This window comes from Streptomyces flavidovirens DSM 40150, from assembly GCF_000429085.1.
Classification (GTDB): domain Bacteria; phylum Actinomycetota; class Actinomycetes; order Streptomycetales; family Streptomycetaceae; genus Streptomyces; species Streptomyces flavidovirens.
This window is the reverse complement of sequence record NZ_AUBE01000001.1, coordinates 102,788-117,073: the sequence shown is the minus strand read 5'-3', so window position 1 is coordinate 117,073 and position 14,286 is coordinate 102,788. Positions and strand designations below refer to the sequence as shown.

The 14,286-nt window shown below is 71.7% G+C and carries 13 protein-coding genes; 12 read left to right on the top strand and 1 reads right to left on the bottom strand.

Translation table 11 applies throughout. The features are described 5' to 3' along the window. Positions 1-33: 33 nt before the first annotated feature. The 6 genes from mca (at position 34) to G412_RS0100520 (ending at position 6,943) form a co-directional block, all read left to right on the top strand. Positions 34-945, top strand: a complete 912-nt coding sequence (gene mca / locus G412_RS32700; RefSeq protein WP_051338018.1) for a mycothiol conjugate amidase Mca — start codon at positions 34-36, stop codon at positions 943-945. 85 nt (positions 946-1,030) lie between these two features. Continuing rightward, a complete protein-coding gene (locus tag G412_RS0100540; protein WP_028810364.1) occupies positions 1,031-2,008 on the top strand; it encodes a quinone oxidoreductase family protein in 978 nt (325 codons plus the stop codon). Between the two features lie 129 nt (positions 2,009-2,137). After that, a complete protein-coding gene (locus G412_RS32695; protein ID WP_051338017.1) occupies positions 2,138-3,544 on the top strand; it encodes a DHA2 family efflux MFS transporter permease subunit in 1,407 nt (468 codons plus the stop codon). Between the two features lie 36 nt (positions 3,545-3,580). Then, the gene (locus G412_RS0100530) at positions 3,581-4,753 is read left to right on the top strand and encodes a nucleotide disphospho-sugar-binding domain-containing protein (RefSeq protein ID WP_028810363.1); all 1,173 of its coding nucleotides are present in this window, start codon (positions 3,581-3,583) and stop codon (positions 4,751-4,753) included. A 35-nt stretch (positions 4,754-4,788) separates the two neighbouring features. After that, complete coding sequence (locus G412_RS38865; protein ID WP_028810362.1) at positions 4,789-5,682, top strand: SRPBCC family protein; 894 nt, start codon at positions 4,789-4,791, stop codon at positions 5,680-5,682. Between the two features lie 37 nt (positions 5,683-5,719). Further along, on the top strand, positions 5,720-6,943 hold the full coding sequence (locus G412_RS0100520) for a nucleotide disphospho-sugar-binding domain-containing protein (protein ID WP_028810361.1): 1,224 nt from the start codon (positions 5,720-5,722) through the stop codon (positions 6,941-6,943). A 50-nt stretch (positions 6,944-6,993) separates the two neighbouring features. Here the strand turns inward: G412_RS0100520 and G412_RS0100515 are convergent, their stop codons facing one another. After that, the gene (locus G412_RS0100515; protein ID WP_028810360.1) at positions 6,994-7,608 is read right to left on the bottom strand and encodes a dTDP-4-dehydrorhamnose 3,5-epimerase family protein; all 615 of its coding nucleotides are present in this window, start codon (positions 7,606-7,608) and stop codon (positions 6,994-6,996) included. Between the two features lie 181 nt (positions 7,609-7,789). Here G412_RS0100515 and rfbH point away from each other — a divergent pair, with 181 nt between their 5' ends. The 6 genes from rfbH to G412_RS32685 are packed head-to-tail and all read left to right on the top strand — an operon-like array spanning position 7,790 to position 14,241. Beyond that, entirely contained in the window at positions 7,790-9,094 is a 1,305-nt protein-coding gene (gene rfbH, locus G412_RS0100510) for a lipopolysaccharide biosynthesis protein RfbH (protein ID WP_028810359.1), read from the top strand. A gap of 34 nt (positions 9,095-9,128) precedes the next feature. Beyond that, the gene (locus tag G412_RS0100505; protein WP_028810358.1) at positions 9,129-9,890 is read left to right on the top strand and encodes an SDR family NAD(P)-dependent oxidoreductase; all 762 of its coding nucleotides are present in this window, start codon (positions 9,129-9,131) and stop codon (positions 9,888-9,890) included. A 53-nt stretch (positions 9,891-9,943) separates the two neighbouring features. Next, positions 9,944-11,347, top strand: a complete 1,404-nt coding sequence (locus G412_RS0100500; RefSeq protein ID WP_028810357.1) for an NDP-hexose 2,3-dehydratase family protein — start codon at positions 9,944-9,946, stop codon at positions 11,345-11,347. Beyond that, positions 11,340-12,353, top strand: a complete 1,014-nt coding sequence (locus G412_RS0100495) for a Gfo/Idh/MocA family protein (RefSeq protein WP_037647238.1) — start codon at positions 11,340-11,342, stop codon at positions 12,351-12,353. Before G412_RS0100500 ends, G412_RS0100495 begins: the two co-directional genes overlap by 8 nt. After that, on the top strand, positions 12,350-14,023 hold the full coding sequence (locus G412_RS0100490; protein ID WP_028810355.1) for an acyl-CoA carboxylase subunit beta: 1,674 nt from the start codon (positions 12,350-12,352) through the stop codon (positions 14,021-14,023). Before G412_RS0100495 ends, G412_RS0100490 begins: the two co-directional genes overlap by 4 nt. Further along, positions 14,020-14,241, top strand: a complete 222-nt coding sequence (locus G412_RS32685) for an acyl-CoA carboxylase subunit epsilon (protein ID WP_037647237.1) — start codon at positions 14,020-14,022, stop codon at positions 14,239-14,241. The genes G412_RS0100490 and G412_RS32685 overlap by 4 nt, the downstream gene beginning before the upstream one ends. Positions 14,242-14,286: the final 45 nt, after the last annotated feature.

Genomic DNA, 14,286 nt, shown 5'->3' with positions numbered 1-14,286 from the left:
ACCACACGCCGACCCACACGACAGGAGAGCCCCATGACCAAGTCCACCGCTGAACTCCGCGGCGGCCTGCGGCTGATGGCCGTGCACGCGCACCCGGACGACGAATCGAGCAAGGGAGCGGCGACACTGGCGCGTTACGCCTCCGAGGGCGCCGAGGTCCTCGTGTGCACCATGACCGGCGGCGAGCGCGGTGATGTGCTCAACCCGGCGATGGACCGTCCCGAGGTGTGGGCCGACCTGCCGCGGCTGCGGCGCGCGGAGATGGAGCGGGCCCGCGAGATCCTCGGCGTACAGCAGCGCTTCATGGGATTCACCGACTCCGGGCTGCCCGGGAACGGCGAGGCGCTGCCCGACGGCTGCTTCGCCCTCGAGCCGCTGGAGGACGCGGCCCGGCCGCTGGTCGAGGCGATGCGCACCTTCCGGCCGCACGTCGTGGTGACGTACGACGAGAACGGCGGGTACCCCCATCCGGACCACATCAAGACCTACCAGGTCTCGGCCGAGGCGTTCGCCGCCGCCGGCGACCCCAAGCGCTATCCGGGCACCGGCGAGCCGTGGCAGCCGCTCAAGCTCTACTACACCCTCGCCTTCAGCAAGGCGTACTTCCAGGCGATCTACGACGCCATGACGGCCGCCGGTCTCGACTCGCCGCACGGTGAGGTGCTCAAGGAGCTGGCCGACGTCGAGGAGAAGTGGGAGATCACCACGCAGGTCGAGTGCGCCGAGTGGTTCCCGACCCGGCTGCGCGCCCTGCTCGCCCATGAGACGCAGGTCAACCCGGACGGGCCCGAGCGCTCCTGCCCGCTCGATGTGGAGCAGCGGGCCTGGCCGACGGAGGACTACCACCTGGCCCGCTCGTACGTCGAGACGACGCTGCCCGAGGACGACCTGTTCGCCGGCATCGAACCCGGCACCGAGCCCGGCACCGAATCCCACGCCCGCTGACCGGTCCAGCACCGCTCGGCGCACGCTCCAGTGGCCCCCGCGAGGCTGGCGGCACCGACACCGGGAGCTAGAGAAAGAGAGACCCATGCGCATCGTCCGCTACCACCAGCACGGAACGCCGGAGGTACTGCAGGTCGACGAGGTCGAGAAGCCCGAGCCGGGTCCCGGACAGGTGCGTATCCGCGCCGAGGCGATCGGAGTCAACTTCGCCGGGATCCAGGAGCGCGCGGGCAACTTCTACTACGGCGAGCGTCTGGAGCTGCCCGCCTGCCCCGGAGGTGACGCGGTCGGTTTCATCGACGCGCTCGGTCCGGGCGTGGAGGGCTTCGCGGTCGGCGAGCGGGTCGCCAGCGTCATCTTCAAGGACGCGTTCGCCGAGTACTCCCTGGCCCGGGTCAAGGACCTGGTGCGCGTTCCGGAGCAGATGGACGCCGCGCAGGCGACCATGCTCAGCTCGCCCGCCCAGGTCGGACTCGAAGTGATCCAGGCCGCGTTCCTCAAGAAGGGCGAGAGCGTACTGGTGCACGCCGCCGCGGGCGCGATCGGCCACCTCGTGGTGCAGATGGCCAAGGCACTCGGCGCCGGTACGGTCATCGCCACCGCCAAGGACCCCGCCAAGCTGGCCTTCGCCAGGGAACTGGGCGCGGACGTGGCGGTGGACTACAGCCGTGACGGCTGGGAGGAGGAGGTCCGCGCGGCCACCGGCGGCGCCGGGGTGGACATCGTCCTGGACAGCGTCGGCGCGGACATCACCCACAAGAGCATCGCGCTGCTCAAGCCCTTCGGGCGGCTGGTGTTCTACGGTTCGGCCGGCGGCGGCCTGGAACTGCCGACCGTCTCCCTGGAGGACATCGCGGGCAAGTACCTCACGCACTTCTCCATGGGCGTCATGGACGGCCAGGTCGACAACTTCGACAAGATCGTCGAAGAGGTCTGCGACATGGTGCTCAGCGGGAAGGTGCGGCCGGTCGTGCACGCCGAACTCCCGCTCGCCGAGGCCGCCAAGGCCCACCACGTGATGGAGGAGCGCTCCCAGCTCGGCCGGGTCGTGCTCATTCCCTGACGCCGCCGCGCGCCGCACCCGGCGCGCCGGCTTCCAGACCGCCGCGGCCCGGCACGCTCCCCCGGCTGCCGGGCCGCGGCTCCCTTTCCCCTGTCCCGCTCCCGCCTCCCGAACCGAGGGAAGACACCCATGTCCACGACCGTGCGCGCGAACGCGGCGCCGTCCGGCGACCGTCTCGAACCCGCGGTGCTGAAACTCGGCGCCGTACTGGTGCTGGGCACGATCCTCGCCGTACTCGACTCCACGATCGTCAACGTCGGCATCGAATCCATCCGCCGTGACTTCGACAGCACCCTTGCCACGGTGCAGTGGATCAGCACCGGTTACCTGCTGGCGTTCGCGCTCGTCGCCCCGGTCAGCGGCTGGGCCACCAACCGCTTCGGCGCCAAGCGGACCTGGATGGTCTCGGTGGCGTGCTTCGTCATCGGCTCCGCGCTGTGCGGCCTGGCCTGGTCGGCCGCCTCGCTGATCGCCTTCCGGGTGCTCCAGGGCATCGGCGGAGGCCTCATCCAGCCCATCGGCCAGTCGATGATCGCCCAGGCCGCGGGACCCCGGCGGATCGGGCGGGTCATGAGCCTGCTGATCATCCCGCTCACCTTCGCGCCCGCCCTCGGGCCGGTGATCGGCGGCATCCTGATCGGCACCCTGAGCTGGCAGTGGATCTTCTACATCAACATCCCCCTCGGCGCGATCACCCTCCTGCTGGCGGCCCGCGTGCTCCCCGCCACCCCACCGGAAGGCGGCCAGAAGCTCGATCTGCTCGGGCTGCTGCTGATCTCACCGGGCCTGGCGGCGCTCATCTACGGCTTCGCCGAGACGGGCAACGGGCACGGCTTCGAGGACACCGTGGTCCACGCCCCGGTCGCGGTGGGCGCGCTGCTGCTCATCGCGTACGTCGTTCACGCGCTGCGGTCGAAGGGCAGCCCCGTGCTGGATCTGCGGCTGTTCGCCCGCCGGGCGTTCAGTAATGCCGTCCTCACGTCGTTCCTGGTCGGCGCGGCCCTGTTCAGCTCGATGTTCATGCTGCCGCTGTACTACCAGCAGGCACGGGGCCAGGACGCCCTGCACGCGGGTCTGCTGCTGATCCCGCAGGACATCGGCATCGCCGTGGCCATGTTCTTCGCCGGAAAGCTGACCGAGCGGTTCGGCCTGCGCCCGGTGCTCCTCGTCGGCATCGCACTGTCCATGGCCGGCACGCTCGCCTACACCCAGGTCGGCTCGCAGCCGAGCGAGATCCTGCTCACCCTGGGCCTGTTCGTCCGCGGGGCGGGACTCGGCGCGGCCATGAATCCCATGGTGACCGCGGTGTTCCAGAGCGTGGAGCCGCAGCAGATGCCACAGGCGGCCGGCATCAACAACGTCGTGCACCGCATCGGTGGCTCGCTCGGCACCGCGACGCTGGTGATCGTGCTCCAGCACCAGATCACCGGCGCCGCCCCCGCCGACGCCTTCGCCACCGCCTTCTGGTGGGCGCTCGGCATCAGCGCGCTCACCCTGCTGCCGGCCCTCGCCCTGCCCGGCCGGCCCCGTACCTGATCCGTCCGACTCGAAGCTCAAGCAGGTGAAGCAGCGATGCGTGTCCTCTTTGCCGCCCACGGGGCCAGCCACGTCCCCTGGGCCGTCCCCCTGGCCTGGGCCACTCAACTGGCCGGCCACGAAGTGCGGGTGGCCGCCCGGCCGCAGGCCGTCGACCGCGTCAAGGCGGCGGGCCTGACGGCGGTGCAGATCGGTGACCGGGACGCCGGTGAGGCCTTCGCCCGCTGGCGCATCCCCGATACGGCCGGGCGGCCGCGCCGTATGCCCGCCGACTGGCCGATGGGCCCGCTGAACTGGTCCGAGGAGCGCCGGATCAGCTGGGCCGACCAGCTGATCGGGCTGGCGGACTCGCTCGCCGACGACCTTGTCGCCTTTGCCCGCGCCTGGCGCCCCGACCTGGTGGTCTACGACATCGGGGCGGTCGTCGGCCTGGTCGCGGCGGCCGCCGTGGGCGTGCCGGCGGTCGGCTACAGCTGGTGCCAGCCCGTGGGCGCCTACTTCCTGGACGAGGAGGAGGTACCGCCCTCCTACCTGAGGATCTTCGAGCGGTTCGGGGCCGAGCCCCGGATCGGCGGCGACACCTGGATCGACCCCTGCCCGCCCGCGCTCCGCCGCCCGTCCCGCGTCCCCCGCGTTCCCATGCGTTACATCCCGTACAACGGACCGGGCGAGATCCCCGGCTGGCTGCCGCGCGCACCGGAGCGGCCCCGAGTGTGTGTCACGGGCGGCATCACCACCAGCAACTTCACCGTCCGGCAGCGGGAAATCCTGGAGGAGGTTGCGGAGCTCGACGCCGAGGTGCTGCTGGCCGTGTCCGGCGCGGAGCATACCGGGACGCTGCCCGACAACGTCCGGCTGACCGGCTGGGTCCCGCTGGGCGCGCTCGCCCAGAGCTGTGACGTACTGGTCCACCACGGTGGCGCCGGCAGCGGCATGACGGGGTTCGCCTACGGGCTGCCGCAGGTCGTGGTCCCCGAGAGCGACGACAACACGCAGTGGCTCTGGGGCGACCTGGTCCGGGAGGCCGGCGCGGGCATCAACGTCATCCCGGACCGGCGGGGTGCGCCCGCCGGGCTCGGGGCGGCGATCACCGACGTACTCGAACGTCCCGGATTCGCCGACCGGGCGCGGGCGATCCGCCGCGAGATCGAGGCGATGCCGCTCCCCGGCGAACTGGTCGGTTACCTGGAGAGCCGGGCAGGGGCCTGAAGCCCCCTACGGCACCACCCTCAGCGAGGAGAGCAGTGACTTCCCCAATCCACCGAACCCGAGCCGCCATCACCGTCGAAGCCCCCGCCGTGGAGGTCTACCGCACACTCACCGACGTCCTGAACTGGCCGCTGCTCTACCCGTGGATCGTCCATACCGAGATAGTCGAGCGCCGGGGCATCGAGGACGTGTCGAAGTTCTGGGCGGTACGCCCGGGCCCCGAAGGCGGGCTGCGGGTCTGGCAGTCCCGCCGCCGCCTGTACGACGCCGAACGGCGCATGGAGTTCGAGCAGCTCGGCACGGTGGGAGCGATCCGCAGGCTGGGTGGCGAGTGGCTGTTCCTTCCCGAGGGGGACGGCCGGTGCCGCGTGGAGTCACACCACTGGTTCACCACGGACGAGGACCCGGCCGTGACTGCCCAGGAGCTGGACCGGCACGGCGCGTTGCAGATGCGGACGCTGAAGGACGCGGTCGAGCAGCGCACCGAGGCACAGCGGCTGGTGCTGCGTGCGGAGCGCAGCGCCGAGGTCCCCGGAAAGCCGCAGGAGGTGTACGACCGGCTGTCCGCGGCGCTGGGGCAGCTTCAACCGGTCGAGCAGGAGGCCGAGTTCATCGATGCCCCCTGCGACCTGCCGGACGGTACCGCGGCCACGGGGCGGTCCGTACGCATCACCCGCCCCCCGCACACCCTCGTTCTCAAGCACCTCGACCCGCCGGGCGAGTTGGCGCTCTACCGGCGCGTCTGGCGGCTCGACGAGGGGCCTGACGGAGTGCGGGTGACCTCCGAGCAGCTGGCGGTGGCGCGCCCCGAGGCACTCATGGACGGCCCGGCGCGAACGGCGGGAACCCGTCGGCAGGCGTTGCTGAAGTGGCTCGGCGCGCGGGCGGCGGCCGACCTCTCGCAGGGCGTGGCCCACCTCGCGGGGTGAGCCGCGCGCTGCGCCGATCCTTCCCCCAAGGAGAACCGTGCGCATTCTCTTCACCACCTGGTCGGCGCCGTCGCACCTCTTCCCCATGGTGCCGCTCGCCTGGGCCTGCCGCGCAGCCGGTCACGAGGTGCTGCTCGCCGTGCCGCCGGACAGTGTCGCCGCGGTCGGCAGGGCCGGGCTCACCCCGGTGCCCGTAGGCGTCGCGGCGCCCGGAGCGGCCGCCACGGGCGGGCCGGCAGGCCCCGGATCGTGGGACATCCGCCGCCGGTGGCCGGCGGACTGGCCGCTGCGTCCCGAGGCCCTGGACGCGGGACAGCGCCACATCCTCGACTCCCTGGTGGACCGGCAGGTCCGTATCGCCGAGGCGATGCTGCCCGGCCTGCTGTCCTTCGCCGAGGACTGGCGTCCGGACCTGCTCGTGAGCGACGCGTCCAGTTACGCCGGTGCCGTCGCGGCGGACCTCCTGGACGTGCCGATGGCCTCCCACCAGTGGGGCGGGCCCGCCGTGCTCAACCTGGAGGGCGGCGGCCCCGCCGGCGCCCCGCACACGGGGTACCGGCAGTTGTTCGAGCGGTTCGGGGCGGACGTCGGCCGGGCACCCGACATCTGGGTCGATCCCTGCCCGCCCAGCCTCCAGCTCTCGTCTCCCGCCAAGCGGCTGACCGTACGGTACGTGCCGTACAGCGGGTCGGGAGGAGTCCCCGCAGGGCTGCTGCGGCCGTCGGCGCGGACGCGGGTGTGCATCACCTGGGAAGCCGGCGCGCCGCTCACCCTCCCCGGCAGCTCGGTGCCGGTCCCGCTGCTGGCGGCGGCTTTCGAACTCGCCGCCAACGGCGTCGAGACGGTGCTGGCCCTGACCCCCGAGCAGCGAGCCGCGCTGCCACGCCTGCCGGAGGGCGTACGGGCCGTCGACGGATCCTCGCTTCATCTGTGGCTGCCCACCTGCGGTGTCGTCGCCCACCAGGGCAGTGGCGGGACGAGCATGGCAGCGGCGGCGGCGGGCGTGCCCCAGCTCGTCGTGTCGCCCCGCCCCGAGCAGATGCTCACCGGCGACCGGCTGGAGGCCGTGGGAGCCGGCATCCACCTGCCCGCAGGGGAGCTCGCTGGTGACGCGGGCGCTGCGGCCCTCCTGCGGGACGCGGCCCTGAGGCTGCTGGCCGAACCCCACCGCGAGGCGGCCGGGCGCCTGCGGGACGAGATCCGGGCGCTGCCCGCCCCGGCACGGGCCGTGCGTGTACTGGAGGCGCTGGCCGGAGGCTAGGGCCTGTCCGGCGGACCCGGCCGTGACCCGCCGGACAGGCCCCGGGGCGCTTACCGCCGGTCGCGGCGCTGCCGGGCGTACAGCGCCCGGCATTCGTCGTACGTGGCGAGCAGTCCCAGCTCGGCGGCGCGGGCCAGCGAGGGCGCCGCGGCGTCCTTCTCCGACAGCAGCGGCTCCCCGGTGAGGCCCCGGTGCCACGGCAGCGCGAGCTCCGGGTCCAGGGGCCAGATGTCGACCTGGGTGCCGGGGACGTGGAGCGTGGAGCAGAGGTAGCTCACGCAGGCGTCGTCGGTGAGCGCCACGAATCCGTGGGCCAGCCCTTCGGCCACGTACATGCCCGTGCCACTGCGCGCGTCGAGCACGGTCGAGGTGGACACGCCGAACGCCGGGGACCCGCGCCGTACGTCGGTGACGACATCGAGTACGGCGCCGCGTACGCAGGAGACGAACTTGGCCTGGCCCGGCGGCAGCAGCACCGAGTGCATCCCGCGCAGTGTGCCGCGCCGGGAGGTGGAGTAGTTGCACTGCAGCGGTGTGAAGACGTGTCCGCAGACGCGCTCCAGCTCGTCGTGACGGAAGGCCTCGTGGAAGGTTCCCCGGGCGTCGGACAGCAGGCGCGGGGTGATCCGGTAGGCGTCGGGTACGGCCGTCTCTTCGATATTCATCGGCGCGCACGCTAGGCGGGCCGCCTCGAGCGCGGGTGGTGGCCGGGCTGTGGCCCGCGCGTCCCCGGCTCCCCGTCCTCGTTCCATCCCGTGTCGAGCCGGGTTCGAGGGCCGGCGCGCAGGGTCGGGGTGTACGGATCTGGTGCGGGGATGCGCCGAGTCGATCGTGGAGGTGGCATGGATGCGCGGCGAAAAGGCGTTCATTCTCGATGAGGTTCGCAGGTATCACAAGGAACAAGAGGCCGGGAAGGACTTCGTGCCCGGCGTCACCGAGATCTGGCCGTCCGGTGCGACGCTGGACGCGGAGGACCGGGTGGCGCTGGTGGAGGCCGCGCTGGAGATGCGAATCGCGGCCGGGCCCAGCTCTCGCAGGTTCGAGTCGCTGTTCGCCAAGCGCCTGGGCCGGCGCAAGGCCCATCTGACCAACTCGGGCTCCTCCGCCAACCTGCTGGCGCTCACCGCCCTCACCTCCCACACCCTCGGCGAGCGCCGCCTCAAGCCGGGCGACGAGGTGATCACCGTCGCCGCCGGCTTCCCCACCACCGTCAACCCCATCGTGCAGAACGGCATGGTCCCGGTCTTCATCGACGTGGAGTTGGGCACCTACAACACCACTGCCGAACGCGTCGCGCGGGCCATCGGGCCCAAGACCCGGGCCGTCATGATCGCGCACGCGCTCGGCAACCCCTTCGAGGCCGAGGAGGTCGCCCAACTCGCCAAGGAGCACGACCTGTTCTTCGTGGAGGACAACTGCGACGCGGTCGGCACCACGTACAACGGGAAGGTCACCGGCACCTTCGGCGATCTGACCACCGTCAGCTTCTACCCCGCGCACCACCTCACGATGGGCGAGGGCGGCTGCGTACTCACCTCGGACCTCAAGCTGGCGAGGGTCGTGGAGTCACTGCGCGACTGGGGCCGCGACTGCTGGTGCGAACCGGGCAGGAACAACACCTGCCTCAAGCGGTTCGACTACCGGCTGGGCAACCTGCCCCACGGCTACGACCACAAGTACATCTTCTCCCACGTCGGTTACAACCTGAAGGCCACCGACCTGCAGGCCTCCCTGGGGCTGAGCCAGCTCGCCAGGCTTGACGAATTCACCGCCGCCCGCAAACGCAACTGGCGGCGGCTGCGTGAGGGCCTGGACGGTGTGCCGCACCTGCTGCTGCCCGAGGCGACCAGGAACAGCGACCCGAGCTGGTTCGGCTTCGTACTCACCGTCGACCCCGACGCGCCCTTCCGCCGTGCCGAACTCGTCGACTTCCTGGAAAACCGCAAGATCGGCACCCGCCGCCTGTTCGCCGGCAACCTCACCAGGCAGCCCGCGTACGTGGACCAGCCGCACCGCGTCGTCGGGGACCTGACCAACAGTGACCTCATCACCGAGCACACCTTCTGGGTCGGCGTCTATCCCGGACTGACCGACGAAATGCTCGATTACGTCATCGCCTCCATCAAGGAATTCACCGGAGCCAACGGATGAACGCGAAGGCGGCGACCGCAGCGAAGGAGCCGGCATGGATCTCGGACTGAGCGGACGCACCGTCCTGGTCACCGGAGCCACCAGCGGAATCGGCCGGGCCGTGGCCCGCGCGTTCTCCGCGGAGGGCGCCAGGGTCGCCCTCTCGTACCGCAACGACAGGCAGGCCGCCGAGGAGCTGGCCGGCGAGCTGGGCGCGGACGACGACCGTGCCTTCCCCGTCCCGTACGCCCTGGACGACCCGGCCTCGCCCGCCCGCGTCGTGTCGGCGGTCGAGGAGCGCTGGGGAGCACTGGACGTCCTGGTGGCGAACGCGGTGCGGTGGGGCGTGCGCAGGAAGCCGGGCACACCGTTCGAGAGCGTCCCCGAGGAGGAGTGGCTGCCGGTCGTGGACGGCAACCTGGCGCCCGTGATCCGTACGGTGCAGAACGCCGTTGCGGGTATGCGCCGTTCGGGCTGGGGCCGGATCGCACTGATCTCCTCGCACAACGCGCTTGGCGGAAACCGCGGCCAGGAGTTCTACGGCGCGGCCAAGGCCGGACTGCACGGCCTGGCCCGCAGCCTGATGTGGGACCTGGGCGGCGACGGGCTGCTGGTGAACGTGGTCTGTCCGGGGCTGACCGTCACCGAACGCATGCTCAAGGGCCTTCCGGAGCCGGTACGGGAGCGCGAGGTCGCGGCCACCCCCACGGGCCGGCTCAGCGAACCCGAGGACGTGGCCCGTGCCGTGCTGTTCCTGTGCTCGGAGGCCAACCGGAACATCACCGGTGAATCGCTGACCGTGGCCGGCGGCCGCTGAACGCCCGTAACCCGGCACCCGATCGAATCCCAGAACCCCAAGGAGTCACCCGCATGTCATCCAAGCTCGCGGCGGCGACCGTACTGCGGCCACGACAGGACGCGGGCCCCGCCGACAGGATCGCCCGCTCAGCGGCCACGGCCGAAGGCGCGCACCTGGCTCCGGGCGAGTTCCACACGTGGTTCGCCCAGCGGCGCGCGGCACACTCCTTCCGCGTCGACCGCATCCCCTTCGCGGAGCTGGAGGGCTGGTCCACCCAGCGGGACACCGGCAATCTGGTGCACCGCAGCGGACGGTTCTTCAGCGTCGAGGGCCTGGCGGTGAGCGTGGACGGCGGCCCGGACGGCTGGCACCAGCCCGTCATCCGCCAGCCGGAGACCGGCATTCTGGGCATCCTCGTCAAGGAGTTCGACGGGGTCCTGCACTGCCTGATGCAGGCCAAGATGGAGCCGGGCAACCCGAATCTGCTCCAGCTCTCACCGACCGTACAGGCGACCCGGAGCAACTACACCAAGGTGCACCGGGGCGCCGACGTCAAGTACATCGAGTACTTCACGAGGCCGCAGCGCGGGGCGGTGCTGGCCGACGTGCTGCAGTCCGAGCACGGCTCGTGGTTCCTGCACAAGCACAACCGCAACATGATCGTCGAAACGACCGGGGACGTGCCGCCGGACGACGACTTCCGCTGGCTCACCCTGGGGCAGATCGCCGAACTGCTGCGGCTGGACAACGTCGTCAACATGGACGCGCGTACGGTCCTGTCCTGCGTCCCCCGCACGGCTGCCCACGGGGAACCGGCCGCCCTGCACTCCGACGCCGAGCTGCGCGCCTGGCTCACCGAGGCCAGGGCGCGCCACGACGTGCACGCCGAACGGGTCCCGCTCGCCGGGCTTCCCGGCTGGGCGCGCGACGACTCCTCGATCCACCACTTGGAGGGCCGCTACTTCGAGGTGGTCGCCGCGTCCGTGCAGGCGGGCAGCCGGGAAGTCACCCGCTGGACCCAGCCGTTGATCCGCCCGCGCGGGCGCGGTGTGGTGGCCTTCCTCACCCGGCGGATCAACGGGGTGCCGCACCTGCTGGCGCACGCCCGGACGGAGGGCGGGCTGCGCGGGGCCGTGGAGATCGCACCCACCGTGATGTACACACCGGACAACTACGCCGACGTGGCCGCCCCGGACCGGCCGCCCTTCCTGGACCTGGCGCTGAGCGCCGATCCGGCCAGTATCCGCTACGAGGCGACGCACTCGGAGGAGGGCGGACGCTTCCTGGACGCACAGAGCCGCTACCTGGTGATCGAGGCCGAGGAAGGGCAGGCACCGCTCGACGCACCTGAGGGGTATCGCTGGCTGACTCCCGGCCAGCTCTCCCTGTTCGTCCAGCAGGGCCACTGCGTCAACGTGCAGGCCCGCACGCTCATGGCGTGCCTCGACGCGATCGGTTACGGGACCGATGGCTGAGCCCGTGGCCGCCAACCCGCCACTGCGGATCGGGGTGCTGGGCTGTGCGGACATCGCCCGGCGCCGGCTGCTGCCCGCCTTCGCCGGCGCACCGGACACCGAGGTCGCCGCGGTGGCCAGCCGGGACGGCCGCCGGGCCGCCGCGGTGGCCCGACGATACGGCTGCGTACCGGTGGAGGGCTACGCGGAGCTGCTCGCGATGGACTCGGTCGACGCGGTGTACGTACCCCTGCCGGTCGCCCTGCACGCGCCGTGGACCGAGGCGGCGCTGCGGGCCGGCAAACACGTGCTGGCGGAGAAGCCGCTCACCACCGACCCGGCCGCGACCCGGCGGCTGCTCTCGCTGGCCCGGACCCGTGGGCTGGTGCTGATGGAGAACGTGATGTTTCTCCACCATCCCCAGCACATCCGGGTCCGGGAGCTGCTCGACGACGGCGCGATCGGCGAACTGCGCTCCTTCAGCGCGCGGTTCGGCGTGCCACGCCTGCCGGCGGGCGACATCCGCCACGCGCCCGAACTGGGCGGCGGGGCGCTCCTGGACATCGGGATCTACCCGGCCCGAGCCGCCGCGTACTTTCTCGGGAGCCCGCTGAGCGTGGCCGGGGCGGTCCTGGAACGCGGCTCGTACGCCGCCGTCGAGACGTCCGGAACCGCCCTGCTGCGCTCCAAGCGCGGTGTCACCGCTCAGCTCGCCTTCGGTATGGACCACGGCTACCGGTCGTCGTACGAGCTCTGGGGCAGCGCGGGGCGGATCACGCTGGAACGGGCCTTCACCCCGCCGCCGGACCACCGGCCGGTGATCCGGCTGAAGCGCGGTGGCCGGGCCGAGGAGATCGTGCTGGAGCCGGCCGACCAGGTCTCCCGTACGGTGCGGGCCTTCGCGGCGGCCTGCCGCGCGGGCCTGGCCGGCGCACCGGACGCACAGGCCTGTATGGAGCAGGCCGAACTGCTCGACGGGATACGCCGGCTGTCCCACACCCCCTATGCAGCGGAAGGACACAGATGACCATCATCGAGGACACCCCCGTGGGACGGCTGCGGGAGAAGGGGGCACCGCACGCGCCCGTGCCCGGCCCCGCCGCACCACCGCAGGCGCCCCCGTACCCGAGCGGCGACCAGCCCGTACGGCCCACCGCGAGCCGGGTGGCGGACCTGGTCGAGCTGCAGGAGCGGGTGCTGCGCGGCCCCTCCCCGAAGGCCACCGAGGCACAGCACGCGAAGGGGAAACTCACCGCGCGTGAACGCATAGACCTGCTCTTCGACCAGGACACCTTCACCGAGGTCGAGGGACTGCGGCGGCACCGCGCCACCGGCTTCGGCATGGAGGACAAGCGCCCGCACTCCGACGGCGTGATCACCGGCTGGGGACTGGTCGACGGCCGTGAGGTCTTCGTGTACGCCCACGACTTCCGCATCTTCGGCGGGGCGCTCGGTGAGGCCCACGCCACCAAGATCCACAAGATCATGGACATGGCCGCGGCGGCCGGGGCGCCGATCGTCGGCCTGTGCGACGGCGCGGGTGCCCGCATCCAGGAGGGGGTCACGGCGCTCGCCGGGTACGGCGGGATCTTCCAGCGCAATGTCCGCAACTCCGGGGTGATCCCCCAGATCAGCGTGATCATGGGCCCGTGCGCGGGCGGTGCGGCGTACTCGCCCGCGCTGACCGACTTCGTCTTCATGGTCCGCGACACCTCGCAGATGTTCATCACCGGACCGGACGTGGTCCAGGCGGTCACCGGCGAGTCCGTCACCCAGAACGAACTCGGCGGCGCCGACGTCCACACCGGCATCTCCGGCGTGGCCCAGTTCGTCTACGACGACGAGGAGGAGTGCCTCCAGGAGCTGCGGTACCTGCTGTCGCTGCTGCCCGCCAACAACCGGGAACTGCCACCCGCTGTCCCGGTGGAGGACCCCGTGGACCGGCTCACCGAGTCGCTGGTGGACCTGGTGCCCGCCGAGCGCGGACGGGCGTACGACATGCGTGCGGTGATCGAGGAGCTGGCGGACGACGGCGAGTTCTTCGAAGTGCACCAACGCTGGGCGGGCAACGTGATCTGCGCGCTGGCCCGGATGGGCGGCCAGGTCGTCGGGATCGTCGCCAACCAGCCATGCGACCTGGCGGGCGTGCTGGACATCTCCTCGTCCGAGAAGGCCGCGCGTTTCGTCCAGTTCTGCGACGCCTTCAACATCCCGCTCGTCACGCTGGTGGACGTACCCGGCTTTCTGCCGGGCGTGGACCAGGAGCACGGCGGGGTCATCCGGCACGGCGCCAAGCTGCTGTACGCGTACTGCAACGCCACCGTGCCCCGGATCTCGGTGGTGCTGCGCAAGGCGTACGGCGGTGCGTACATCGTCATGGACTCGCAGGCCATCGGCGCGGATCTGACGCTGGCGTGGCCGACGAACGAGATCGCCGTGATGGGCGCGGAGGGCGCCGCCAATGTGATCTTCCGCCGGGAGATCGCCGCGTCGGACGACCCCGAAGGCACTCGGGAGCGGCTGATCAGGGAGTACCAGGACAAGCTGATGCACCCCTATTACGCGGCCGAGCACGGGCTCGTCGACGATGTCATCCACCCGGCCCAGACACGCGTGAAGCTCATCGGCGCCCTGCGGATGCTGCGGTCGAAGTACACGGCGCTGCCCAGCCGCAAGCACGGGAACCAGCCCCAGTGACCGCCCGCGACACCGCGCTGCTGCGCGTCGTACGCGGGAATCCGGCGCCGGAGGAACTGGCCGCCCTCACGGTCGCCGTACTCGCACTGTCGCGGGACGGCGCCGGGGAGCAGTCCGCCGCTACGGCCCCGTACCCGCGCTGGTCGCGCGGGGCGCAGGCCGCCCCGGCGGACGGCACCTGGGCCGGCCGGGCCCGGCCGGGCTGGCAGTACCGGTGACCCGGCCGACGGCTCGGGCCACCACCGCGAAACGACCGGCACACC